Source organism: Micromonospora sp. WMMD735 (assembly GCF_049178995.1).
Classification (GTDB): domain Bacteria; phylum Actinomycetota; class Actinomycetes; order Mycobacteriales; family Micromonosporaceae; genus Micromonospora; species Micromonospora wenchangensis.
In genome coordinates, this window is sequence record NZ_JBMHMJ010000002.1 from 1,678,813 (window position 1) to 1,701,664 (window position 22,852).

Consider the following 22,852-nt stretch of genomic DNA (forward strand, 5'->3'; position numbering starts at 1 on the left):
GGAGGCGTGTCATGGTCTACGGAATCGTCAGCGCCACCGTCCACGTCCTGTGCGGGGCGGCGCTCGGGGTGACCACCGGTGGTCCGGTCGGCCTGCTGATCGGCGCGGTCGTCGGCCTGCTGATCGGGGTCCCGTTCGGCTGGTCGGTCGCCGCCGCCCGGGTGTACGGCCCGGACGCCCGGGGCGTGGCCCTGTTCGTCGTCGACCACACCTGGAGCCTGCCGAACACCGCCGCCGGGGCGCTCTACCTCGCCCTGCACCTGGTCGTCGGCCACTCGCTGGACCGGCCCACCTCGCAGCACAGCTGCCGGGTCAGCCTGGTCGAGGGGGTGTCCCCGCGCTACGCCACCACCATCGGCACGGTCTGCGCCGGTGCCGGCCCCGGCATCCAACGCCACGAGGACGTGCACATCCTCCAGGCCCGGCTGCTCGGGCCGCTCTACCTGCCGCTGGTGGCGCTCAACTACGTGCTGTTCACCATCGCCCCGGTGTGGCTGCTCTGGCACGACCACGCCAACGCACCCATCAACCGGTTCACCAGGTACTTCGAGATCGGCGTCTACCCGCACGTGTGGAACGAGGCCATCGCGTACCGCATCCAGGGAACGCCGCCGCGATGACCGGCGACGGGCCGGGACCGGTCGAGGCGGCCACCGCCGGGCTGGCCGCCTGGCTGGCCGGGGCGGCCGGCGAGGACGTCCCGGTCGGCCCGCCCGCCGACGGGGGCGTCGGGCTGACCCTGTGGCCGCTGGCCCTGCGGCCGGCCCGCCAGACCCGGGGCACCGGGACGCCCGCGCCGTACCGGTTCACGATCCGCTACCTGGTCGCCGCCGCCGGCCCGGCCGCGCTGGCCGGGCTGGACCGGGTGCTGACCGCCGCCGCCACGGCCGGCGAACCGGAGCTGGTGCTGGAGGCCGGTGACCCGGCGTTGTGGGTGACGCTGGGCGTCGCCCCCCGGCCGGCGCTGCTGGTCGACGTGCCGGCCCAGGTGACGTCCACGCCGCCGGTCGCGCCACCGGTGCTGCATCCGCTGCGGCTGCGCCGGCTGGACCTGCGTGACCTCGTCGGCCGGGTGGTCGGCCCGCAGCGGCAACCCCTGGCGGCGCTGCGGGTGGAACTGGTCGGCACCCCGTACGCCACCCACACCGACGCGGGCGGTCGGTTCCGGCTCGCCGGTGTCCCGCACGACCCGGAGCACCCCGACCAGCCGGTCCGGCTGCGCCTGGTCGGCCGGGGCCGCACCCTCACCGCCGAGGTCGACCCGGCCGACGCGGACATCGTCATCGTCTGCGAACCCCCGGCCCGCTGAGCCGGACCGGCCGTACAGGAGGACCGATGCCCCACTACTTCTCCCCCGGCATCTACGTCGAGGAGGTGCCCAGCGCCGCCCGACCGATCGGGCCGGTCGGGATGGCCGTCGCCGCGTTCGTCGGGGTCGCACCGAACCGCACCGCCCACGTCGACCGGGCGCTGGCCGTCACCAGCTGGTCGGAGTTCCTCCGGCTGTACGCCGACGGCGACGACCTGGAGAGCACCCCGCTGGCCCGGGCGGTCTTCGGCTTCCTCGACAACGGCGGCAGCCGCTGCTGGGTGGTCAACGTCGGCGCCGACGGGCAGCTCACCGGCACCGGGCAGCGGCGCACCGGGCTGCAACTGGTGGAGGCGATCGACGAGGTGGCCATCCTCGCCGCGCCCGGCTTCCACGACCCGGTGTCGCACGAGGCGCTGCTGAGCATGGCCGAGCGGCTGCGCACCATGGTGGCGATCTGCGACCCGCCGCCCGGCATCGAGGACATCTCGACGCTGACCCGGGTGGCCACCCCCGCGCGCGCCGGCAAGGCCGGCGACGGCAAGCCCGCCGACGGCAAGGCCGGCGAGCCGGCCGACCCCGACACCGGCACCGCCCACCGGGCCCGGCAGTGCGACTACGGCACCTACTACTTCCCCTGGCTGCGGGTGCGTGACCCGCTCACCGGCGAGCTGGTGCTCACCCCGCCGAGCGGTCACATGGCCGGCATCTGGGCCCGCACCGACGCGCTGCGCGGGGTGCACAAGGCCCCCGCCAACGAGCCGGTACGCGGTGCCGTCGACCTGGAGTACCTGGTCACCCGCTCGGAACACGACGTGCTCAACCCCAAGGGGGTCAACGTCATCAGGTACTTCGCCGGGGAGGGCATCCGGGTGTGGGGGGCCCGCACCCTGGCCGCCGAGGCCAGCGAGTGGCGCTACCTCAACGTCCGCAGGTTGTCGATCTCCATCGAGCAGGCCATCGCGGGCGGCACCCGGTGGATGGTGTTCGAGCCCAACGACTACTCGCTGTGGCGCTCCATCCGCCGCGACATCGGCGCGTTCCTCACCCGGGTGTGGCGCGACGGGGCGTTGCTGGGGCGCACCCCCGAGGAGGCGTTCTTCGTCAAGTGCGACGAGGAGACCAACCCGGTCGACGTCCGCGACGCCGGGATGGTGGTCGCACACATCGGCATCGCGGTGGTCAAGCCGGCGGAGTTCGTGGTGTTCAAGCTGAGCCAGTGGGCCGGCGGCACCGACACCGAGACGATCGGAGGCTGACATGCCGACCCCGGCCACCCCGCAACCGGGCGCACCTGTCGACCCGTACCGGGCGTACCACTTCAAGCTGCTCATCAACGGCATCACCAACGGCCACTTCACCGAGGTCAGCGGCTTGGAGATGACGATCGGCCGGCTGGCCTACCGGGAGGCCGGCAACGACCGGGTGCGGTCGGTCCCGGGGCAGGTCGACTACGCGCCGGTGACCCTGCACTTCGGGCTCACCCCGTCGCGCGAGCTGTGGGACTGGGTGCACGGCGCGGCGACCGGGACGGTGAGCCGCCGCAACGTGTCGGTGGTGCTGCTCGACGCCGCCGGCACCGCCGAGGTGCTGCGCTGGAACCTGATCAACGCGTGGCCGATGCGGTGGCGTGGCGCGCACCTGCACACCCTGTCCCAGGAGATCGCGATCGTGGCGCTGACCCTCGCGTACGAGGGGTTGGAGTTGGAGGACGGCAGTGCCGCGGCGTCCACGACCGCGTGACTGGCTGGCCACCCGGCTGCGGGCCGTCGCCGACGCGATGGCCCCTGCCCCGGCCGACCCGGCCACCCCCATCACCGACCCCGCCACACGGTGGGCCGGGCCGGTCCCGGTGTCGCGCCGGCCGGGGCAGCCGCCGGAACACTGGCTGCGGACGGTCGCCACGCACGCCCCCGGCCTGCTGCACGACCTGGTCGGGCCGGCCGCCACCGACCCGCCGGGTCCGCCGCCGGCCGCCGACCCGCCGCCCGCATCCCACCCGGGGGTACGCGAGCAGTACACCCCGGCGTCCGCCGAGCCCCCGGCGTACCCGTCGCGGACCGGTGCCCCCACCGCCGACCGGTACCCCACGCACCCGTCGGTCCCAGTGCCGCCGCCCGCACCGCCCACCGGGCAGTGGGGGTCGTCGCCGACGGCGGGCCCGGTGACCGGCATCCCCCTCCCCCGACCGGCCGGCCCGGCGGACGTCACCCCGGCCGCCGGGCCGGCGGGTCACCGCGCGCACCCGACGTCGGCACCCGGCCCGGACCGGACATCGACGCACCCGCCCTCGGCCGAGCGTGCGCGCCCGCCGCACGACCCGGACCCGTCGACGGACCACGGCCCGGACCCGGCAACGGTTGACCGGCCCGGCCCGGCGGCGGCGCGTCCCGGTCCGGGGTGGACGGCTTTTGCCTGGCTCGGGTGGCTGCTCCGACCCGGCCTGCGACGGACCGCCCCGCCCCGCCCACCGACGACGGGAGCCGGCCCGGAGCCGGGAACGAAACCCGACCCGGGGCCCCGGGCGGAGGCCGGCCCGTGGGTGGCGGAGGGAGCCGGTACGGGACCGGCGACGGAGATCAGGCCGGGAACGGGACGTGACCCGCAGCCGGCGAAGCAAGAAGCACCTGGTCCATACCCGTGGGTGGGGCACGGTCCACCGTCCGACGCCGGTCGGGACCCGGGCACGCACCCGCCGGCCGGCGCGCGGCAGCCGACGTCCGACGTACCGCCGCCCGTCCCCAGCCGGTCGGGCCTCGCCCCGCCGGGGTGGCCGGACCGCGCCGGCCCGGGTCGACCGGAGCGTCCGACGGACGCCGGGGCCAACGCCGGGCGACGGCCGGACCACGGACCACGGACCGGGTGGACGGCGTCCGACGCGGCGCCGGCGGACGGCACCGGCATGGCAACCGGAGGCCCGGCTGACAGGGACGGCACCGGTTTCGGCCCGGCGGGCGGCCCGGTCACGGGCGGCCGGCGCGGCGGCGGAACCCACCCGGTCCCCGACGGCGGAGCACGGGCGCGCGGGGCCGTCACCCGGCGGACCACCGCGACCCGCTGGCCGGACGACGACCCGACCCCGGCCGGCGACCCGTGGCCGACGCTGCCCGCTGCCGGCCCGACCGGGGCGGGAGCGGCCGGACCACACGGATGGCCGGTGGGGGCCGACCCGTGGCCGGCGCTGCCCGACGACGGGGCGTGGCGACGGCCGACGGGGACCGCCCGCGACGACGCCCGGTACGCCCGGCTCGACGCCGAACAGCGGGGGTACTGATGGAACGGGTCGCCTTCCTGGTCGACGAGTCCGGCGTCCGGATCGACTGCCTGCTCAATCCGCAGACCGTGCAGGTCACCAGGGTCGCCGGGGTACGACCGCGGGGCAGCGCCGAGGGTCGGCTCACCGGGATCGGGCTGGCCGACGACCCGCTGGCCTTCACCGGTGGCGGGCGGACCGAACTGGTGCTGGACCTGCTCTTCGACACCGACCTGGTGGAGGGGCCGACCCGGCCCGGGGACGTGCGCACCCTCACCCGGCCGCTGTGGATGCTGGCCGAGAACTCCGCCGTGGCGCACGGCTGGCAGCGTCCGCCGCTGGTCCGGCTGGTCTGGGGCAAGACGTGGAACGTGCCCGGGGTGGTGGTGGCCGTCGCCGAACGGTTCGACGTGTTCACCCGTACCGGCTCGCCCCGCCGCTCGTGGCTGCGGATGAAGCTGCTGCGGGTGGCCGAGTCGGCCGACGAGGCGCAGCAGGGCTTCGCCGAGGAACTGGCCGCCGCCACCCCGCCCGCGACGCCCCCGGGGCAGGCGGTGGTGGCGGCCGGGGACGGTGCGGCCACGCCCGGCTACTCCGGGGTCCGGTTCGACCTGCTCGCCCACGACGCGCTCGGCTCGCCGCTGCGCTGGCGGCTGCTCGCCGAGCACAACCGGATCACCGACCCGTTCGCCGTGCCGGCCGGCACCGCCCTCGCGGTACCCCCGGCCACCGCACCGCGGCCCGCCGGGGTGTCCCCGGTGGAAGTCGCGGGCGGCACCGGCCCGGAGCAGGCCGGCGGGGGTGTGCGGTGAGTGCCCGCCCGTCGGTGTTCCTCGACGGCGTGCCGCTGGGCGGGGCGGCGGACCGGCGGATCCGGTCGGTCCGGGTGGCCGCCCGCCTCGACCAGCCGACCCAGTGCGAGGTGGTGCACGAAGCCGATCCGGGCGCTTCGGCGCGGGGTCCCGGTCCCGGCCCGGCGGTGCCGACCGGCGCGACGCTGGCCGTCCGGCTCGGCGACGACCTGCTGTTCACCGGGGAGGTCACCTGCGTCGAGGTGGAGTACGCCGCCGACGGCACCGCCCTGTCCCGCTGGCTCGGCTACGACCTGCTGCACCGGCTGCGCAAGCGGCAGCAGCTACGGGTCTTCGAGGCGGTCACCGCCGCCGACCTGGCCCGGGAGCTGTGCGGCGCGGTGGGGCTCGCCGTCGACGCCGAGGTCGACGGGCCCCGGTTGGACCGGCTGCTCCAGCACCGGCACAGCGACCTGGAGCTGCTGCGGGAGGTGGCCGGCCGGGCCGGCCTGCACCTGGCCGTCGAGGCTGACCGGGTGCGGCTGGTCACGTTGGACGGTCACGGCGAGCCGGTGCCGCTGACCCTGGGCCGGACGCTGCACTCGGTGCGGTTGGCCGCCAACCTGGACCGGGCCGCCGGGGGCAGTGCCGCGCTGGGCTGGCACCCGCAGCGGGCCGAGCCGCTCGGGCACCGGGTCGACGCCGCGCGCAGCGGCCGGCGGGTGCCGTTGCGGCCGGACCCGGCGGCGGTCGGCGCGGACGGCGTGCGGACCGTGCTGGACCAGCCCGGCCGCGGCGACGACGAGTTGGCCGCGCTCGCCCAGGCGGGCCTGGACGACCGGGTGGCCGCGCTGGTCACCGCCGAGGGCGTCGCCGAGGGTGACCCGGCGTTGCGCCCCGGCCGCCGGGTCGCGCTGGCCGGGGTGACCGACGACCTGGCCGGGGTGTACGTCCTCACCGAGGTGGTGCACACCGTCGACGCCAGCGGCCACCTCACCCGGTTCGCCACCGCCCCGCCGCCCTCCCCGCCGCGCGTCGCGGCCGGCGGGGCGGTGGTCACCCTCGGGGTGGTCACCGCCGTCGACGACCCGGAGCGGCTCGGCCGGGTCCGGGTACGGCTGCCCGGGTACGGCGACCTGGACGCCGGCTGGCTGGCCGTGCTCTGCCCGGGGGCGGGCCGGGACAAGGGCATCGTGGCGCTGCCCGACCCGGACGACACGGTGCTGCTGGCCCTGCCGGGCGGTGACCCGGTCGCCGGGGTGGTGCTGGGTTCGCTGTTCGGCACCGTCACCCCGTACGACGCGGGGGTGGCCGACGGGCGCGCGGGCCGCTGGTCGGTGCGGACCGGCAGCGGTCAGACCATCGTGGTCGACGACGCGGCGCGGACGCTGCGGCTGGCCACCGACGCCGGCAGCTTCCTGGAGCTGACCCCCGAGCTGACCACCCTGCACGCCGCGACCGACCTGGTGCTCTCCGCGCCGGGCCGGGCGCTGGTGGTGCGGGCCCGCAGCGTCGACTTCCTGCACGCCGACGCGACCGAGGACGAGGCGACCGCCAGGCAACAGGCCGGCTCGCTCGCCCGCGCCCACTCCGGAGGTGCCTGATGCGCTGGATCACCCTCGACTCGCTGATCGCCTGCGACCACGACGGCCGGGTCACCAACCGGGCGTCGCAGGGCTGGCTGACCGTCGCCGGGACGCCGGTGCTGGTCGACGACGACCCCGTCGGGCGGGACATCGTGGCCTGCCCCAACTACGGGCCGACTGTCAAACCGTGCGCGAGGACCCTCGCGGTGCGGGTCGGCTACAGCGACTGGCTGCGGGTCGACGGGCACCGGATCGTCCTGTCGCACCTGGCCGGGTTCACCGACGGCACCCCGCCGAACCTGGTCCGGCACACCGTGCACGACGCCCGGCAGCGCCTGGTGGGGGCCGACCGGTGAGGGCGTTGCGGTTCGTCGGGGCCGGCTTCGACGCCGGCCGCGCCGGAGGCCTGGCACTGACCGCGACCGGCGGGCTCGCGGTGACCGACGGCGACGAGACGGTACGCCAGGCGTTGTACCTGCTGCTGTCCACCACGCCGGGCGAGCGGCTGATGCGCCCCGGGTACGGCTCCCGGCTGCACCGGCTGGTGTTCGCGCCGAACGACGACACCACCGCCGGGCTGGCCATCCACTACGTGCGGCAGGCGATCCGCCGGTGGGAGCCCCGGATCGAGGTGATCGACGTGGACGCCGGCCCCGACCCGGGCGACCCGTGGCGGCTGGTGATCCGGTTGGACTACCGGGTGCGGGCCAGCCTCTCCCCCGGTCAGCTGGTCCTCTCCGTCGACCTGCTCCCCGCCGACGTAGACCCGCCCGCGCACCGGGCCGCCGGTCGGTCGACCGGTGACGGGGGCGAGGGGGACCGGTCATGACGCTGCCCGTGCCGCACCTGGACGACCGCACCTTCCTCGATCTGGTCACCGAGGCCCGGGAGCGCATCCGGCAGTCCTGCCCCGGCTGGACGGACCTGTCCGCGCACGATCCGGGTATCGCCCTGGTGGAGGCGTTCGCGCACCTCACCGAGGTGATGATCTTCCGGCTGAACCAGTTGCCGGAGAAGGCGTACGTGCAGTTCCTGAACCTGCTCGGGGTCACCCGGCACGCGCCGACGGCGGCCTGGGCCGACGTGCGGTTCGTCCGGACCGGCGGTGACCGGGCGGCGGTGCGGATCCCGGCCGGCACCCGGGTCGCGGCGGCCCGGGGCCTCGACCCGAGGCCCGTCGTCTTCGTCACCACCGAGCCGGCACTGCTGCCGGCGGACGCCGACGAGGTGACCGTCCGGATGCACCACTGTGAACCGGTCGAGGCGGAGCTGCTGGGCGTCGGCACCGGCCAGCCGGGGCAGGCGCTGCGGGCCGCCCGGGCACCGCTTACACGTACCGCCGAGGCACGGGACCTGCTGCTCGGGGTGGAGGTGCCGGCCGGCTCGGTGGAGCTGGGCGCGGTGGCCCGGGAACACGAGGGCGCGACGTACGAGGTGTGGCGGCCGGTGGACAGCTTCGCCGGGGTCGGCCCGCAGGCCAAGGTCTACCTGGTGGACCGCTGCTCGGGGCTGGTCACCTTCGCCCCGGCGCTGGACCTGCGCCCGCCCGACGCCGACCCGCCCGGCCCAGGACCGGCCGACGTGGGACCGGACGGCGCACGGGCGGGCGGCGGGCCGGTCACCGTCGCGGCGGTGCCGCCGGCCGGGGCCCGGGTGCGGCTGTGGTACCGGGCCGGCGGTGGCCGGGCCGGCAACGTCGCCGCCGGCACCCTGACCACCCTGCGGGACCCGCTGCCCGGGGTACGGGCGGAGAACCCGGAACCGGCAGGTGGCGGACGGGAGCTGGAAAGCCTCGACTCGGCGCTGGTCCGGGGCCCGTACGAGTTCTTCGCCCAGCAACGCGCGGTCACCGCCCGGGACTTCGAGATCCTCGCCGCCGGCTCCGGCGGGGTGTCCCGGGCGCGGGCGTTCACCCGGGCCGCCGTCTACAGTTTCGCCCGCCCCGGCGAGGTCGAGGTGGTGCTGGTGCCGTACGTGCCGCCGGAGGCCCGCCCGGGTGGCCGGCTGCCGGTGGCGGTGCTGCGCGCCCACGAGGTGGAGGAGTCCCGCCGCCGGGTGGAGGCCGACCTGGACCGACGTCGGGCGTTGGGCACGAGCTGCCGGGCCGGCTGGGCCCGGTACAAGGCGGTGTCGATCCGGGCCCGGGTGGTGGTCCGGCCGGAGGAGGACGTCGAGGCGGTCCGCCGGCGCATCCACGACCGGCTGCACCTGACGCTCAGCCCGCTGCCCACCGCGCTGAACCCGACCGGCTGGGCGTTCGGCGAGCCGCTGCGCGCGTCCAACGTGTACCGGATGCTGGAGCACGCCGAGCCGGGGGTGCGCTACGTCGAGTCGGTCCGGTTCGTGGTGGACGAGGCCCCCGACGCGCAGGTCCGCGCCGTCGCCGTCGACCGGTACCAGCCCGGCACCTGGTACGCGGGCCGGGGCGCGGTGCTGTTCCGCTCGTCCGACGCGGGCGTGGGCTGGGAACCGGCGGGCCGATTCGACGACGACGAGACGGTGGTGCGGGTCGCCCCCGCCCCGGCCCCGGTGCGTCCCGGCGTGGTGGCCCGCCCCGGCGCGGTGGCGGTGGTGACCACCCGGACGGCGGGCGGCTCCCGGGTGCACCTGAGCACCGACCTCGGCGAGACCTGGACGGCGCTGACCGGCCTGGACTCGCGGATCACCGACCTGGCCTGGATCGACCGGGACGGCGCGGGCGCGCTGCTGCTGGCCACCGACACCGGCCTGTACGAGGTGTCCCTGCTGCCCGGCGCGGTGCCGTTGCAGATCCTGGTCGACCCGGCCGACGCCGACCGGGGCTTCTACGCCGTCCGGTCGTTCGTCTCGGAGCGCGGCGCACCGGGGGTGGCGGTCGCGGCGCAGGCGGGTTTCGGGGTGTACCTGTCCACCGCCGGTGGCCGCCCCGGCAGCTTCACCCACGTCGGCCTGGCCAACGTGGACAACCGGGTCCTCGCCGTGCAGTACGACGGCCCGGCCACCCTGCTCTGGGCGGGCGCGGGCGAACCGGACCCGAAGAAACCGGGGCAGGGCTGCCACCGCACCCGGCTGTTCGAGTCCGACGTGAAGTGGCAGCAGGTGCAGGCCGGCTGGGTCGGCGGCACCTGCCGGGACCTCGCCTTCGTCGGCACCCTGGCGGTGGCCGCCACGCAGAGCGGCGGGGTGGTCCGCCTCGACACCCTGGCCGCGCAGCCGCAGTGGCAGCCGGTGGTGGTCAACTGCGGCCTGCCGCTGCGGGACCGGACCCGGTTCGTGCCGGTGGACGCGATCGCCGGCAGCGTCACCGGGACGGGCGGGGGCAGCCGGCTGATCCTGGCCGGCGGCGAACGCGGGGTGTACCGCAGCGGCGACGCCGTCGACTGGACGGCCAGCGCCAACCAGGCCACCGCCGACGTGGTGACCGTCCCCGACACCTGGCTGCTCTGCTCCGGCGAGCACGACATCGAGGTGGTGGGCCACGATGCGCCGGGCCGCGATTGAACGGCTGCTGCCGGCGGCCTACCAGCGGGCCGCCGGGCCGGGCAGCGTCCTGGCCGCCCTGCTGGACGTGATGGAGGCGCTGCACGCCCCGGACGAGGCGCTGCTCGCCGACGTGGACGTGCTGTTCGACCCGTACCGCACGCCGGCCGGGTTCGCCGGCTACCTGACCCGCTGGGTGGCGATGGACCACGTGCTCGGCCCGCCCCGGCCGGACGTCCCGCCGCCGCTGCCCGTGGGCCGGCTACGCGACCTGGTCGCGCACGGCGCGCTGCTGGCCCGCTGGCGGGGCACCCCGTACGGGATGCGGACCGCGCTGGAACTGGCCACCGGGGTCACCGGGTTCGTCCTCGACGAGCCGGCCGACCGGCCGTTCCACCTGGTCGTCCGGGTACCGGTGGCGGCGGCCGGGCTGCTGACCGTGGTGACCCGGATCGTCGCGGCGGAGAAACCGGCGGCGGTGACCGCCGAGGTCGTCCTCGCCGCCGCCCCACCCGCCGAGGCCGACGGTGGGCCGGTGCCGTACGGGCCGGCGGTCGGCCGCGCCACCGTGCCCGCCCCGGGGCCCCCGCCCCCGCCTCCGCCCGGACCGTCGCCTGAGGAGCCGTCATGACCACCGAATGGGCCGTCGTCGCCGCCGCCGAGCAGTTCACCCTCGACCCGGCCAACCGGGGCGAGCTGACCTTCACCGTCTCCAATCCCGCCGGCGCGCCGGACACCGTGGTCTTCGATGTCGCGCCGGGCGAGGGCAGCCAGCGGGCCTGGTTCACGGTGGCCGAGCCGCAGCGGGTGGTGCCGGGGCAGAACTCCGTGTCGTTCCTGGTCCGGCTGGCGGTGCCGGCCGGTACCCCGCCCCGGCGGTACGACATGACGGGCTTCGCCTACTCGGCGAACACCGCGCCGGAGGAGAGTTCCCGCGCCAGCGGCCGGGTGACGTACGAGGTCACCGGGGTCGCCCCGCCCCGACGGGCCCCGTGGCCGTGGATCGCGGCGGCGGTGGCGCTGGTGGTGCTGGTCGGCGCGGTGGTCGGTTACCTGCTCAGCCGTCCCGACGCCGCCCCACCGCCGCCCGCCGCCCGGGTGGTCACGGTGGAGGCGGAGACCCTGCTCGCCGGGGCGAGGACGGAGTCACCGGCGGGTGCCGCGGTGACGGTGGTGGAACAGCCGGACTGCTGCGGGCTGACCTGGTCGGGTGGCCGGCAACTGTTCCTGCAGGGGCTGGCGGTGGGTGACCGGGTCAGTCTCACCGTCACCCTGCCGGCGGACGCCACCTGGTCGTTCGCCGCGTCCCGCACCACCGCGCCGGACTACGCCAACACCATCTGGCAGGTCGACGGGGTGCAGGTGGGCGGCACCTTCCTCGGCTTCTCGAAGCAGCCGGCGCTGCGTGACGTCGAGGACGTGGGCACGGTACGGCTCGGTCGGGGCCCGCACACCCTCACCCTGGTCGCGGTCGGCCGGACCCAGGGCACCGAGCGGTACTTCGCCGGGGTGGACCTGGTCCGGTTCACCGAGCTGCCCGCGTCGACGGGCCGACCGTGAGCGGCCGGCGGAAGCTGCTGCTGGTGGCGGTCGCCGTGCTGCTGGTCGCCGCGTTCGTCGGCGCGCTCGGGGTGGGCCACGCCGGTCGCGGTGACCCGGCCGACGCCGGCACCCTGGGCTGGCTGGGCCGGCTCGGTGGCGACGCCACCACGGTGGACCCGGCGACGGTACGGGCCGACTGCGACCGTACCGGGGACGTGCTCTCCTTCGTCGGCGGCTGCGCGCTGCGGGTGGACGACCCCGGCGGGCTGCGCACCCTGGTGCTGCGCAGCCGGGCGGCCTTCGCGGTCACCGCCCCCGCGCCCGGCGACGCCGACCTGACCGTACGCGACGACGTCACGCCCGCCGACGGGGGCGACGCCGTCGCGACGATCGCCCTCGACGGGGCCACCGAGGTCGGCCTGGGCTGCCCGGGAGGTGTCGGGTGCACCGTCACCATCGCCACCTCGTGACCCGGCACCTGTCGGTGCCCCGGGTCGCGGTGCCACCGGTCCGGGAGGTGACCCGGCATGGGTGAGCTGCGCAGGCCGTTCCTGCTGTTGGCGCTGCTGGCGGTGGTGCTGGTGGTGGCGCTGGAACTGGGCTCGTCGCTGCTGACCGGCGGCGGCGACGCGGGCGGGGAGCTGCTGGCCGGCGCCCGGGACCTGGGCGTGGACGTCGGCGCGGTGGGACGGATCAGCGAGCCGTCCGGTCGGGGCACCGGCTACCTGGCGCTGGTCGACGTGGTGGCGCTCTGGACCACCGGCCTGTTCTGCCTGAGCCTGCTGCTCTCCGAGCGGGTGCAGGGCCGGGTGCAGGGGGTGGCCACCCTGGTCTTCGCGGTCCTGCTGGTCCTGGCGTCGCTGGTGCTGCTGCTGACCGTCTTCGTGGAACTGACGGTGATGGTGTCGCTCTTCCTGGCCGTGCCCTTCGGCACGCTGGCCTACCTGGCGCTGTGGGGTTTCTTCCCGGTCGGCGAGGCCAGCCTGCTGCTCGGCCTGGTGCTGGCGTTGAAGCTGGTCTGGGCCGGGCTGCTGCTGCTCGCCCAGCCCCGGTTCCTGCAGAACAAGGGGCTCGTCCTGCTGGCGCTGACCACCCTGGTCGGCACGGTGGTGCTGGAGTTCCTGCACCGGCTGGTCCCGGTGATCCTGGTCAGCATCCTCGACGACGTCGGCGCGCTGGTCTTCGCCGTCGTGGCCCTCGTCTGGGGCCTGGTCCTGCTCGTCGGCTCCGTTCCCGCCGTCGTCAAGGCCGTCCGCGCCACCGCCACCGTCCGGTGACCCGCCCGCCGCGCGGCCCCGGGGCGGCGCGGTGGTGGGGTGGGGCATACCGGTCCACCGCAGGGGTGTCGTCCCTCCCGCCGCCCGGCGGGCGACTGGGTCCCCATGACGACGGGGCCCCGGGGTCCCGCAGCCGTCCCGCTCACGGCCCGGTCAGGACACGTGGGTCAGGTAGGCGTCGATGGTGGCGGCGAGGATGTCCGGGCCGGGACGGGACCAGAGCGCCGCCTGGAACACCTCGACCTCGACCGGCCCGGTGTACCCGGCGGCGTCGACCGCCTCGCGCAGCCGGCGCAGCTCCACACAGCCCTCACCGGGCAGCGCCCGGCCGAGCAGCACCCCCTCCGGCAGCGGGGTCACCCAGTCCGCCGCCTGGAACGCGGCGATCCGGTCACCGGCGCGGGCGATCTGCGCGTACACCGTGTCGTCCCACCAGACGTGGTAGGTGTCCACCACCACGCCGACCACGGCGGGGTCGAACCGTTCGGCGATGTCGAGCGCCTGGCCGAGGGTGGCGATCACGCACCGGTCGGCGCTGAACATCGGGTGCAGCGGTTCGATGGCGAGGCGCACCCCGGCGGCGGTGGCCTCGTCGGCGAGCGCGGCGACGGCGTCGGCGACCTGCCGGCGGGCCCCGTCGACGTCGCGGCTGCCAGGGGGGAGTCCACCGGAGACCAGCACCAGTTCCCGGGTGCCGAGGGTGGCCGCCTCCTCGATGGCCCGCCGGTTCTCGTCCCACCAGTCGGGGGTGGTGAAGAACCCGCCCCGGCACAGTGAGGTGACGGTCAGTCCGGCGGCGCGGACCAGCCGGGCCGCCCGGTCGAGCCCGTACGCCTGGACCGGTTCCCGCCACAGGCCGATGCCGGGCACCCCGGCCGCCGCGCAGCCGGCGACGGCCGCCTGAAGCGGCCAGTGCTGGGCGGTGGCCTGGTTGAACGAGAACCGTTCCAGCCCCGACGCCGGCACCACCCCGGTCACTGGGCCACCCCGGCCACGGTGAGGTACGCCCGGGCCCGCGCGGCGGCCAGCTCCGCGTCGGGCAGCAGCCCGGCGGCGTCGGCGAGGACGAGCAGCCGGGCCAGGTGGGCCGGGGACCGGCCGGACTGCTGCCCGGCCAGCATGGTGAAGTGCTCCTGGTGCCCGGCCAGCCAGGCGAGGAAAACGATGCCGGTCTTGTAGAACCAGGTGGGCGCGGCGAACAGGTGCCGGGCCAGCGGCAGGGTCGGCGCGAACACCGCGTCGTACCGGTCCAGGTCACCGGCGTCGAGGGCGGACAGCGCGGCGGCGGCAGCCGGCGCGATGGCCGCGAAGACACCGAGCAGGGCGTCGGAGTGGCCCTGTCCGTCGCCCCGGATCAGCTCCGGGTAGTGGAAGTCGTCGCCGGTGTAGAGGCGTACCCCGGCGGGCAGGCTGCGGCGCAACGCGACCTCCCGGTCGGCGTCGAGCAGGGACACCTTGATCCCGTCGATCCGGTGCTGGTGCTGTTTGATCAGGTGCAGCACCGTCCCGGTGGCCTCGTCGAGGTCGGTCGAGCCCCAGTAGCCGGCCAGCGCCGGGTCGAACATGGCACCGAGCCAGTGCAGCACCACCGGCTGGTCGGCGGCGGTGAGCAGTTCGTCGTACACCCGCAGGTAGTCGTCGGGGCCGGTGGCGGCGGCGGCCAGGTGCCGGCTGCACATCAGCACCGGGCGGGCACCGGCGGCGGTGACGTCGGCGAGCTGCTCGGCGTACGCCCGGGTCACCTCGGGCACCGTGGCCGGGCCGGGTGGGAGCTGGTCGGTGGCGACCCCGGCGACGATCCGGCCGCCGACCGCGCGGGCCTCGGCGGCGCTGCGCCGGATCAGCTCCCGGGTGGCCGGGTAGTCCAGGCCCGCGCCGCGCTGGGCGGTGTCCATCGCCTCGGCCACCCCCAGCCCGTACGACCAGAGGTGCCGCCGGAAGGCGAGGGTGGTGTCCCAGTCGACGGCGGCCGGGGCGCCCGGGACGTTCTCCGCGCGCGGGTCGGCGACGACGTGCGCGGCGGCGTACGCCACTCTGCTGGTGGACGGACCGGTGGGACGATCGTGGCCCGCGCCCCCGCGCAGCCGGTGGGTGCCGCCGTCGGGCAGCCGGACGACGGCGGTCACCGGGACAGCTCCGGCACCTCGACCCGGCGGCCCTCCCGGGCCGAGCGCAGCCCCAGCTCGGCCAGTTGCACGCCGCGCGCGCCGGCCAGGAAGTCCCAGGTGAACGGGGAGCCGGTGACGACGTGCCGCAGGAACGCCTCCCACTGCACCTTGAATCCGTTGTCGAACTCCTCGTTGTCGGGCACCTCGGTCCACTGCGCCCGGAAGTCCTCGGTGGCGGGCAGGTCCGGGTTCCACACCGGTTTGGGGGTGACCGCCCGGTGCTGGACCCGGCAGCGGCGCAGTCCCGCGACGGCGCTGCCCTCGGTGCCGTCGACGTGGAACTCGACCAGTTCGTCGCGGTGCACCCGGGTGGCCCAGGACGAGTTGAGCGCGGCGATGATCCCGCCGTCGAGTTCGAAGATGCCGTACGCGGCGTCGTCGGCGGTGGCCGGGTAGGGCCGGCCGGCCTCGTCGACGCGCTGCGGGACGTGGGTGGCGGCGACGCAGGTGACCGCCCGGACCGGGGCGAACAGCTCCTCCAGCACGTACTGCCAGTGCGGGAACATGTCCATCACGATGCCGCCGCCGTCCTCGGCGCGGTAGTTCCAGGAGGGACGCTGGGCGGGCTGCCAGTCGCCCTCGAAGACCCAGTAGCCGAACTCGCCCCGCACGGAGAGGATGCGGCCGAAGAACCCGCCGTCGATCAGACGCTTGAGCTTGCGCAGCCCCGGGAGGAAGAGCTTGTCCTGCACGACGCCGGTGCGGATGCCGGCGGCGTCGGCGGCGCGGACCAGCTCCCACGCACCGGCGCTGGACTCGGCCAGCGGCTTCTCGGTGTAGATGTGCTTGCCGGCGTCGATGGCCTGCCGGATGGCCTTCTCCCGCTGCTGGGTCACCTGGGCGTCGAAGTAGATCTCCGCGTCGTCGCGGGCGAGGGCGGCGGCGAGGTCGGTGGTCCAGTCGGTGAGGCCGTGCCGTTCCGCGACCGCCCGCAGCCGGGTCTCGTCCCGGCCGACCAGGATCGGCTCGGGCCAGATCCGGGTGCCGTCGTCGAGTGCCAGGCCGCCCTGCTCGCGCAGGGCGAGCAGGGAGCGGACCAGGTGCTGGCGGTAGCCCATCCGACCGGTGACGCCGTTGACGATGATGCCGATCGACCTTCGGGTCATGGTCGTCCTTCCCCTTTGCACATCGCATAGGTAAGCGCTTTCCTAGCAGCCTAGGTGGCCGCCCCACCACGGGCAAGAGGCCGCCGCCGCCCGTTGCGGTAACCTGTCCGCTACCGTGCGGCCCCGACCGGGCCCGGACACTTTCGGGGGTGCCCATGGCGACGCTTGCCGATGTCGCCCGCCGCGCCGGGGTCTCCCCCGCCACCGCCTCCCGGGTGATCAACGGCAGCAGCAAGCCCGTCGCCGACGAGCTGCGCGAACGGGTGCTGCGGGCCGTCGCCGACCTGCGGTACGTGCCCAACGCGCACGCCCAGCTGCTGGCCCGGCCGCAGCGCAGCGTGGTCGGCGTGGTGGTGCACGACGTCTCCGACCCGTACTTCGCCGAGCTGACCCGGGGGCTGCAACGGGTCGCCACCGACCACGGCCGGCTGGTCATCATCTGCAACAGCTACCGCGACCCGGAACGCGAGCTGGAGTACGTGGAGCTGCTGCGCGCCCAGCAGGTCGCCGCGATCGTGCTGGCCGGCTCCGGCTACCACGACGCCACCTTCACCGCCCGGCTCGCCGAGAAGCTGGCCGCCTACGAGGCGACCGGCGGCCGGGTGGCGGTGGTCGGCCGGCACGAACATCCCGGCGACGCGGTGATGCCGGCCAACACCGACGGCGGCCGGCTGCTCGGCGCGGAACTGCTGCGCCGGGGGCACACCCGGATCGGGGTGGTCGCCGGCCCGCAGGTGCTGACCACCATCACCGACCGGCTCGACGGGCTGCGCGCCGCGCTCGCCGAGGGCGGCCACCCGCTGCCCGCCGAGCGCGTCAGGTACGCCGACTTCGACCGCGACGGGGGCGCCCGCGCCGCCGGTGAACTGCTCGACGCCTTCCCCAAACTGACCGCGCTGGTGGCGTTGAACGACTCGATGGCCGTCGGCGCGCTGACCCTGCTGCGCGCCCGGGGCGTGCCGGTCCCCGGGCAGGTGTCGGTGGTCGGCTTCGACGACATGCCGGTCGCCGCCGACGTCACCCCGGCGCTGACCACCGTCCGGTTGCCCCTGGTGGAGCTGGGCGCACGGGCGATGACCCTGGCGCTGGGCCCGGCCGCCGACCGGTCCCGGGTCGAGGTGCTGCCGGCCACCCTGGTCGTCCGGGACAGCCTCGGCCCCGCCCCGGCCTGATCCGCCCGCACCGGGCCGCCGGACCGGCAGCACGGCCGACGACCCTCGGAGCGACGGTCCGACGGCCGGCACCGGCCCGCGCGGCGGGTGGGTGGGCGGGGACGGCACCGGCTCAGGCGGGGGTCGTCGCCAGCTCGGCGAGCCGGTCGATCTGCCGGGGGTCGGACAGCGCCGAACCCACCGCCACCACCCGCACCCCGGCGGCCAGGAAGTCGGCGGCGTTGCCCGCGTCGATCCCACCGGTCGCCACGAACCGCAGCTCCGGAAGCGGACCGGCCATCGCCTTGAACCACTGTGGACCGAGGCTGGCCGCCGGGAACGCCTTGAGCCAGATCAGCCCGTGGTCGAGCGCGAGCTGCGCCTCGGTGGGGGTGGCCACCCCGGGCAGGTGCGGAATGCCGTAGCTGACCGCCGCGTCCGCCACCGCCAGGTCCAGCCCCGGGGCGACGGTGAACGCCGCACCGGCGCTGGCGGCCTGCCGTACCTGGGCGGGGGTGCGCACCGTGCCGGCACCGACCCGGCGGCCCCGGTCCTTGCCGGCCTCCACCGCCGCCCGCAGGGACAGCGTCGCGTCCGGGGTGCGGATCGGCACCTCGACCACGTCGATGCCGAGGTTCCAGGCCCGTTCGGCGAGTCGGACGGTCTCCGTCGGCGGCAGGTCCCGCAGGATCACCATCACCCGTGCGGTGCCGAACAGGGGTGCGAAGTCGTGCGCGGTCATCGACCGTTCCTTCCGGTGGCGGGGGTGGGGAGCAGGCCGGCGTCGACCAGGTCCAGGCTCGCCCAGTCCCGCGCCGGCAGTGCGAGGAGCCGATCGGCCAGCGCCCGCCGCGGCGGCGGGGCGGTGTCCCCGGCGACGGTCAGGGCGGGGGCCGCGCAGAGGTGCCCGAGCCGCAGACAGCGGTCCAGGTCGAGGCCGCGCAGCAGCCCCGACAGGAGGCCGGCGGCGAAGGCGTCGCCGGCCCCGACCGGCTCGTGCACCGGCACCCGCAGCGCCGGCACGAAGACGGCCGCCGCGTCGCGGGGCAGCGCGGTGACCCCGACGGCGGCGTCCTTGACCACCACCAGTTCCGGGCCGGGCAGCAGGTCCCGCACGGCGGCCGGCGCGGTGACGCCCCACAGGGTGTGCGCCTCGTCGAGGCCGACCAGGACCACGTCGGCGGCGTCGGCGAGCCCGCGCAGCACCGGCGCGGCGGTCGCCGCCGACCAGAGCCGGGCCCGGTGGTTGACGTCGAAGGTGACCCGGGCGGCGGGCAGCGGCCGGTCGGTGACCGCCCGGCGGACCAGGGCCGCGCAGGACGGCGAGAGGGCGGCGGTCACCCCGGACAGGTGCAGCAGCCGCGCCCCGGCCAGCGCCGGCTCGTCGAGCACCCCCGGGTGCAGGCGGGAGGCCGCCGACCCGGACCGGTAGTAGTGCACGGCGGTGCCGTCGGGCGTCGGGTCCTTGAGGTAGACGCCGGTCGGGGCGGTCGGGTCGACGGTGACCAGGCCGGTGTCCACGCCGGTGGCGGCGACGTGCCGGCGGACCCGCCGGCCGAACGGGTCGTCGCCGACCCGGCTGACCCAGGCGGTGCGGTGGCCGAGGGCGGCGAGCGCGCACGCCACGTTGGACTCCGCGCCGCCGACCGAGACGCCCAGCCGGTCGGCCCGGTCCAGCGGTCCGGTCGGGTCGGGGCTCAGCACCACCATCGACTCGCCGACGGTGACCACCTCCGGGCCGGGCCCGGCCCCGCCGGTCGGGTCGGCGGCGGTCACTGCGGTTCCGCGGCGGCGAGCAGGGCGGTGACGCCGGCCCGGTCGCGTACCCCGTCGGCGACCAGCACCCGGTGCCGGCCGGTGCGCCGGCCACCGGCGGGCACCACCGCCGGCCGGTCGAAGGCGAAGGCCACGCAGACCCCCGGATACATCGCCGTCCGCACGAACCACCTGTCGCCGAGCCCCAGCCCGGTGAAGACCAGGGTGTACGCCCCACCGCCCGGCGCGACCCCGGTGAGCGCGACCCAGCGGGCGGCGCTGCCGTTGGCGGCCTGCTCGCCGTCGGCGTCGGCGGTGAACGTGACCGGCTCACCGTCGGCGACGGCCCGCCAGAAGAAACCGCCGTAGCCGGCCCCGCCGGGCCGCCCGTTGGTGGCGGGGCTGCCCAGGTGGACGTCGCGCCCGGCCGGGGCGGTGAGGGTGTAGTCGACGTCGAGCGCCCAGGCGTCCGGGGTCACCGGGCTCGCGGCGAGCCGGCGGTGCTCGGTGAGCAGCACCCCGCCGGCCCGGTCGCGCCACTGCAACGCGTGTGCCAGCCGGTCCGGCGCGCGCTCCCGCCAGTGCGTGTGCGCGATCACGCCGTGGTCGTCACGCCAGGTGTAGCCGGTGTCCCGGACGTACGTCCGGCCGCCCCACAGGTTGGTGCCGTCGACGTCCTGCACGGCCAGCGACGCCCCGAGGTGCCAGACGTGGTCGGCGGGCAGGGCGTCGGTGACCGGGGTGCCGGCCAGGGTCCGGACCGGGTGCAGGTAGGGCCGGGGTCCGTGCTTGGGGTCCAGGTCGGGGCGCACCACGTACCGGGCCACCTCGACGTCGCCGAGGCGCAGCCGGGGATCCTCCTCGACGTGCGGCCGGGGGCCGTCGTCGGCCGGTTCCGGGGCGGCGCGGGTCGGCGTCGGGCCGGGGCCGGCCGGGACGGGCCGGGGGTGACCGGTCACGGTGCCTCCATCCGGGCGGTGGGCCGGCGGGCGGCGACCGCGTGCAGGGCGGCCAGCGCGTAGCCGGCCAGGATCGGCACCGCCACCGGGGTGACCAGTATCCCCAACAGAGCGGCCACCGCGCAGACCCCGCCGGCCGCCGCCCAGGTCCCCGGCCGGGCCAGGCCGGTGCGGGCGGCGACCCGGGCCGCCGCCCGCCAACCCCGCGCGCCGGTTCGACCGACCGCCACCACGGTCAGCCCGGCGTACCCGGCCAGGGCGGCGGTGACCACTGCGGTGCCGGCCAGCGCGACGCCGCCACCGGGTACCCGGCCGGTGGCCAGCGCGACCAGGTCGACGCCGAGCGCGACGGCGACGGCCAGCCCGACGGCGCTGGCGACCAGCCCGGCGGGCAGCGCCCGACCGAACCGGGACAGCGTGGTACGCAGGTCGGGCCAACCGCCGAGGGTCAGCCGGTCGTGCACGGCGGCGCTGGCGGTGGCCAGGGCCGGGGCGAGGGTGAGCACCGGCAGCGCGGCCAGCGTCACGGCGAACCCGAGCAGTGCCAGGTCGGTGGCGTCGCGCAGGGTGTCGCGCCAGTCCCGGCGGGCCGGTACGGCGTCCTCCTGCACCAGCGGGGCGGCGGTCATCCCTTCAACCCGCTGGTGTTGATGCCCTCGACCAGCATCCGCTGGAAGGCCAGGAAGAACAGGAACACCGGCAGCAGCGACAGCACCGACATGGCGAACATCGGGCCGACCGCGCTCTGGCTGGTCGAGTCGATGAACAGGGTCAGCGCCACCGGCACCGTGTAGTCGTCCAGGCTGGACAGGAAGACCAGTTGCCGGAAGAAGTCGTTCCAGGTCCAGATGAACGAGAAGATCGCGGTGGTGACCAGCGCCGGGCGGCTCAGCGGCAGGATGACGTGCCGGAAGATGCCGTACGGGCTGGCCCCGTCGATCTTGGCGGCCTCGTCGAGTTCGCGCGGGATGCCCCGCATGAACTGCACCATGAGGAACACGAAGAACGCCTCGGTGGCCAGGAACTGCGGGATGAGCAGCGGCAGGTAGGGCCAGTCCCCGCCGACCAGGCCGAGGCTGCGGAACAGGATGTACTGCGGCACGATCAGCACGTGGCCGGGGAGCAGCAGGGTGCCGATCATGACGGCGAACCAGACCCCCCGCAGCCGGAACCGCAACCGGGCCAGGGCGTACGCGGCGAGCAGGCAGGAGACCGCGTTGCCGACCACGGTCAACAGGCTGACCATGGCGCTGTTGAGGAAGAACGTGCCGAAGCTGAGGTCGAAGTTGCCCCACCCGGCGGTGTAGTTGCCCGGGGTGAACCGCTCGGGCAGCAGGCCGATGTTGTTGACGATCTCTTCCTGCGACTTGACCGAGGTGCCCACCATCCACAGCAGCGGGTAGAGCACCACCGCCACGATCACGATCAGCACCAGCAGGCGTACGGCCTGCCGGCCGCCCTGCCGCCGGCCGGGCCGCCGCGCCGTCGAGGTCACCGCCACCATCACTTCTCCCCGTCGGAGTAGTGCACCCAGAACCGCCCGGTGCTGAAGAAGACCACGGTGATCAGGCCGATCGCGAGCAGGAACACCCAGGCCATCGCGGAGGCGTAGCCCATCTCCAGGTCGGTGAAGCCCGAGATGTAGAGCTTCAGGGTGTACATCAGGGTGGAGTCGACCGGCCCGCCGGTGCCGTTGCTGAGCACGAAGGCGGCGGTGAAGCCCTGGAACCCGTTGATGGTCTCCAGCACCAGGTTGAAGAAGATGACCGGGGAGAGCATCGGCAGGGTGACGTGCCAGAACTGGCGGACCCGGCCGGCGCCGTCGACGGAGGCGGCCTCGTACAGCTCGCCGGGGACCTGCTTCAACCCGGCCAGGAAGATCACCATGGGCGCGCCGAACTGCCAGATGGCCAACACCATCAGGGTCTGCAACGCCCAGTCCGGGTCGCTGACCCAGGGCAGCCCCTCGATGCCGAACAGCGCGAGGAACGAGTTGAACGCGCCGTCCCGGTTGAACATGTTGACCCAGACGATGGCCAGCGCGACGCTGCCGCCGAGCAGGGACGGCAGGTAGAACAGCGCCCGGAACAGGCCCACCCCCCGCCACGCCCTGTTGAGCAGCAGCGCCACCCCGAGCGCGGCAGCCAGCTTCAGCGGCACCGCCACCAGGGCGAAGGTCACCGTCACCCGCACCGCGTGCCAGTACGACGGGTCGGCGGTGAACATCCGCTCGTAGTTGGCCAGGCCCACCCACTGCACCTCGGACAGCGGGGTGAGGATGTCGTAGTTGGTGAAGCTCAGCCAGAGCGAGAGCAGCATGGGGATCGCCGTGACGCCCATCAGTCCGATGAGCCAGGGCGAGAGGAATACGTACCCCGCCAGTCCTTCGGCGTGCCGGTCCCGCCCGCCCCGACGCCGCTTGGCGTGGGGGCGGGCGGGACCGGTGCGTCCGGTCCGGCCGGGCACCGTGGTGAGGGCCACGGGTCCGGCTCCTTT

The 22,852-nt window shown here is 75.7% G+C and carries 24 protein-coding genes; 15 read left to right on the top strand and 9 right to left on the bottom strand.

The genetic code is table 11. The features are described from left to right. The first annotated feature begins 11 nt into the window (after positions 1–11). The 14 genes from ACN268_RS07395 (at position 12) to ACN268_RS07460 (ending at position 13,217) form a co-directional block, all read left to right on the top strand. Positions 12–620 (top strand): glycine zipper family protein, encoded by a 609-nt coding sequence (locus tag ACN268_RS07395; RefSeq protein WP_421482385.1) that lies wholly within the window; start codon positions 12–14, stop codon positions 618–620. Beyond that, positions 617–1,309, top strand: coding sequence for a carboxypeptidase regulatory-like domain-containing protein (locus ACN268_RS07400; RefSeq protein ID WP_421482386.1), 693 nt, complete (start codon positions 617–619; stop codon positions 1,307–1,309). The genes ACN268_RS07395 and ACN268_RS07400 overlap by 4 nt, the downstream gene beginning before the upstream one ends. Before the next feature lie 26 nt (positions 1,310–1,335). Then, positions 1,336–2,568 (top strand): phage tail sheath family protein, encoded by a 1,233-nt coding sequence (locus tag ACN268_RS07405; protein WP_421482388.1) that lies wholly within the window; start codon positions 1,336–1,338, stop codon positions 2,566–2,568. 1 nt (position 2,569) lies between these two features. Next, a complete protein-coding gene (locus ACN268_RS07410) occupies positions 2,570–3,052 on the top strand; it encodes a phage tail protein (RefSeq protein ID WP_363794901.1) in 483 nt (160 codons plus the stop codon). A 1,159-nt stretch (positions 3,053–4,211) separates the two neighbouring features. Continuing rightward, positions 4,212–4,583 carry a hypothetical protein gene (locus tag ACN268_RS07415; RefSeq protein ID WP_421482389.1) on the top strand — a complete coding sequence of 124 codons (372 nt, stop codon included), beginning with the start codon at positions 4,212–4,214 and terminating at the stop codon, positions 4,581–4,583. Continuing rightward, positions 4,583–5,374, top strand: coding sequence for a hypothetical protein (locus ACN268_RS07420; protein WP_421482391.1), 792 nt, complete (start codon positions 4,583–4,585; stop codon positions 5,372–5,374). The genes ACN268_RS07415 and ACN268_RS07420 overlap by 1 nt, the downstream gene beginning before the upstream one ends. Beyond that, positions 5,371–6,957 (top strand): phage baseplate assembly protein V, encoded by a 1,587-nt coding sequence (locus ACN268_RS07425; protein ID WP_421482392.1) that lies wholly within the window; start codon positions 5,371–5,373, stop codon positions 6,955–6,957. The genes ACN268_RS07420 and ACN268_RS07425 overlap by 4 nt, the downstream gene beginning before the upstream one ends. Continuing rightward, positions 6,957–7,295 carry a hypothetical protein gene (locus ACN268_RS07430; RefSeq protein WP_402896025.1) on the top strand — a complete coding sequence of 113 codons (339 nt, stop codon included), beginning with the start codon at positions 6,957–6,959 and terminating at the stop codon, positions 7,293–7,295. The genes ACN268_RS07425 and ACN268_RS07430 overlap by 1 nt, the downstream gene beginning before the upstream one ends. Then, the gene (locus ACN268_RS07435) at positions 7,292–7,768 is read left to right on the top strand and encodes a GPW/gp25 family protein (RefSeq protein WP_421482393.1); all 477 of its coding nucleotides are present in this window, start codon (positions 7,292–7,294) and stop codon (positions 7,766–7,768) included. Before ACN268_RS07430 ends, ACN268_RS07435 begins: the two co-directional genes overlap by 4 nt. Beyond that, a complete protein-coding gene (locus ACN268_RS07440; RefSeq protein ID WP_421482395.1) occupies positions 7,765–10,419 on the top strand; it encodes a putative baseplate assembly protein in 2,655 nt (884 codons plus the stop codon). The genes ACN268_RS07435 and ACN268_RS07440 overlap by 4 nt, the downstream gene beginning before the upstream one ends. Continuing rightward, positions 10,400–11,029 (top strand): phage tail protein, encoded by a 630-nt coding sequence (locus tag ACN268_RS07445; protein ID WP_421482396.1) that lies wholly within the window; start codon positions 10,400–10,402, stop codon positions 11,027–11,029. Before ACN268_RS07440 ends, ACN268_RS07445 begins: the two co-directional genes overlap by 20 nt. Next, the gene (locus ACN268_RS07450) at positions 11,026–11,958 is read left to right on the top strand and encodes a hypothetical protein (protein WP_421482398.1); all 933 of its coding nucleotides are present in this window, start codon (positions 11,026–11,028) and stop codon (positions 11,956–11,958) included. The genes ACN268_RS07445 and ACN268_RS07450 overlap by 4 nt, the downstream gene beginning before the upstream one ends. Next, a complete protein-coding gene (locus tag ACN268_RS07455; RefSeq protein ID WP_421482399.1) occupies positions 11,955–12,410 on the top strand; it encodes a hypothetical protein in 456 nt (151 codons plus the stop codon). The genes ACN268_RS07450 and ACN268_RS07455 overlap by 4 nt, the downstream gene beginning before the upstream one ends. A 57-nt stretch (positions 12,411–12,467) precedes the next feature. Continuing rightward, positions 12,468–13,217, top strand: coding sequence for a hypothetical protein (locus ACN268_RS07460; RefSeq protein ID WP_421482400.1), 750 nt, complete (start codon positions 12,468–12,470; stop codon positions 13,215–13,217). Between the two features lie 153 nt (positions 13,218–13,370). Here ACN268_RS07460 and ACN268_RS07465 read toward each other — a convergent pair whose 3' ends face one another. From ACN268_RS07465 to ACN268_RS07475, 3 genes are read right to left on the bottom strand one after another with little or no spacing between them, the layout of a single operon-like run. Next, positions 13,371–14,186, bottom strand: coding sequence for a sugar phosphate isomerase/epimerase family protein (locus ACN268_RS07465; RefSeq protein ID WP_421486838.1), 816 nt, complete (start codon positions 14,184–14,186; stop codon positions 13,371–13,373). A gap of 5 nt (positions 14,187–14,191) precedes the next feature. Continuing rightward, a complete protein-coding gene (locus ACN268_RS07470; protein WP_421482401.1) occupies positions 14,192–15,343 on the bottom strand; it encodes a dihydrodipicolinate synthase family protein in 1,152 nt (383 codons plus the stop codon). Next, positions 15,340–16,491 (bottom strand): Gfo/Idh/MocA family protein, encoded by a 1,152-nt coding sequence (locus tag ACN268_RS07475; protein WP_421482402.1) that lies wholly within the window; start codon positions 16,489–16,491, stop codon positions 15,340–15,342. The genes ACN268_RS07470 and ACN268_RS07475 overlap by 4 nt, the downstream gene beginning before the upstream one ends. Before the next feature lie 155 nt (positions 16,492–16,646). On the opposite strand from ACN268_RS07475, the gene ACN268_RS07480 reads away from it, so the two are divergent. Next, positions 16,647–17,663 (top strand): LacI family DNA-binding transcriptional regulator, encoded by a 1,017-nt coding sequence (locus ACN268_RS07480; RefSeq protein ID WP_421482403.1) that lies wholly within the window; start codon positions 16,647–16,649, stop codon positions 17,661–17,663. Positions 17,664–17,775: 112 nt separating this feature from the next. On the opposite strand, the gene ACN268_RS07485 is transcribed toward ACN268_RS07480, so the two are convergent. The 6 genes from ACN268_RS07485 to ACN268_RS07510 are packed head-to-tail and all read right to left on the bottom strand — an operon-like array spanning position 17,776 to position 22,837. Next, positions 17,776–18,384, bottom strand: coding sequence for a bifunctional 4-hydroxy-2-oxoglutarate aldolase/2-dehydro-3-deoxy-phosphogluconate aldolase (locus ACN268_RS07485; protein ID WP_357930049.1), 609 nt, complete (start codon positions 18,382–18,384; stop codon positions 17,776–17,778). Beyond that, complete coding sequence (locus ACN268_RS07490) at positions 18,381–19,418, bottom strand: sugar kinase (protein ID WP_421482404.1); 1,038 nt, start codon at positions 19,416–19,418, stop codon at positions 18,381–18,383. Before ACN268_RS07490 ends, ACN268_RS07485 begins: the two co-directional genes overlap by 4 nt. Continuing rightward, entirely contained in the window at positions 19,415–20,356 is a 942-nt protein-coding gene (locus ACN268_RS07495) for a PmoA family protein (RefSeq protein WP_421482405.1), read from the bottom strand. Before ACN268_RS07495 ends, ACN268_RS07490 begins: the two co-directional genes overlap by 4 nt. Next, a complete protein-coding gene (locus tag ACN268_RS07500; RefSeq protein ID WP_421482406.1) occupies positions 20,353–20,985 on the bottom strand; it encodes a hypothetical protein in 633 nt (210 codons plus the stop codon). The genes ACN268_RS07495 and ACN268_RS07500 overlap by 4 nt, the downstream gene beginning before the upstream one ends. Then, the gene (locus tag ACN268_RS07505) at positions 20,982–21,860 is read right to left on the bottom strand and encodes a carbohydrate ABC transporter permease (RefSeq protein ID WP_363793172.1); all 879 of its coding nucleotides are present in this window, start codon (positions 21,858–21,860) and stop codon (positions 20,982–20,984) included. Before ACN268_RS07505 ends, ACN268_RS07500 begins: the two co-directional genes overlap by 4 nt. After that, positions 21,860–22,837 carry a carbohydrate ABC transporter permease gene (locus ACN268_RS07510; protein WP_421482407.1) on the bottom strand — a complete coding sequence of 326 codons (978 nt, stop codon included), beginning with the start codon at positions 22,835–22,837 and terminating at the stop codon, positions 21,860–21,862. The genes ACN268_RS07505 and ACN268_RS07510 overlap by 1 nt, the downstream gene beginning before the upstream one ends. Positions 22,838–22,852: the final 15 nt, after the last annotated feature.

Bases quoted from the DNA above. Each gene is read 5' to 3' on its own strand.
- ACN268_RS07395 (WP_421482385.1), top strand. From the start codon at position 12: ATGGTCTACGGAATCGTCAGCGCCACCGTCCACGTCCTGTGCGGGGCG.
- ACN268_RS07400 (WP_421482386.1), top strand. From the start codon at position 617: ATGACCGGCGACGGGCCGGGACCGGTCGAGGCGGCCACCGCCGGGCTG.
- ACN268_RS07405 (WP_421482388.1), top strand. From the start codon at position 1,336: ATGCCCCACTACTTCTCCCCCGGCATCTACGTCGAGGAGGTGCCCAGC.
- ACN268_RS07410 (WP_363794901.1), top strand. From the start codon at position 2,570: ATGCCGACCCCGGCCACCCCGCAACCGGGCGCACCTGTCGACCCGTAC.
- ACN268_RS07415 (WP_421482389.1), top strand. From the start codon at position 4,212: ATGGCAACCGGAGGCCCGGCTGACAGGGACGGCACCGGTTTCGGCCCG.
- ACN268_RS07420 (WP_421482391.1), top strand. From the start codon at position 4,583: ATGGAACGGGTCGCCTTCCTGGTCGACGAGTCCGGCGTCCGGATCGAC.
- ACN268_RS07430 (WP_402896025.1), top strand. From the start codon at position 6,957: ATGCGCTGGATCACCCTCGACTCGCTGATCGCCTGCGACCACGACGGC.
- ACN268_RS07440 (WP_421482395.1), top strand. From the start codon at position 7,765: ATGACGCTGCCCGTGCCGCACCTGGACGACCGCACCTTCCTCGATCTG.
- ACN268_RS07445 (WP_421482396.1), top strand. From the start codon at position 10,400: ATGCGCCGGGCCGCGATTGAACGGCTGCTGCCGGCGGCCTACCAGCGG.
- ACN268_RS07450 (WP_421482398.1), top strand. From the start codon at position 11,026: ATGACCACCGAATGGGCCGTCGTCGCCGCCGCCGAGCAGTTCACCCTC.
- ACN268_RS07460 (WP_421482400.1), top strand. From the start codon at position 12,468: ATGGGTGAGCTGCGCAGGCCGTTCCTGCTGTTGGCGCTGCTGGCGGTG.
- ACN268_RS07475 (WP_421482402.1), bottom strand. From the start codon at position 16,491: ATGACCCGAAGGTCGATCGGCATCATCGTCAACGGCGTCACCGGTCGG.
- ACN268_RS07480 (WP_421482403.1), top strand. From the start codon at position 16,647: ATGGCGACGCTTGCCGATGTCGCCCGCCGCGCCGGGGTCTCCCCCGCC.
- ACN268_RS07485 (WP_357930049.1), bottom strand. From the start codon at position 18,384: ATGACCGCGCACGACTTCGCACCCCTGTTCGGCACCGCACGGGTGATG.
- ACN268_RS07500 (WP_421482406.1), bottom strand. From the start codon at position 20,985: ATGACCGCCGCCCCGCTGGTGCAGGAGGACGCCGTACCGGCCCGCCGG.
- ACN268_RS07505 (WP_363793172.1), bottom strand. From the start codon at position 21,860: ATGGTGGCGGTGACCTCGACGGCGCGGCGGCCCGGCCGGCGGCAGGGC.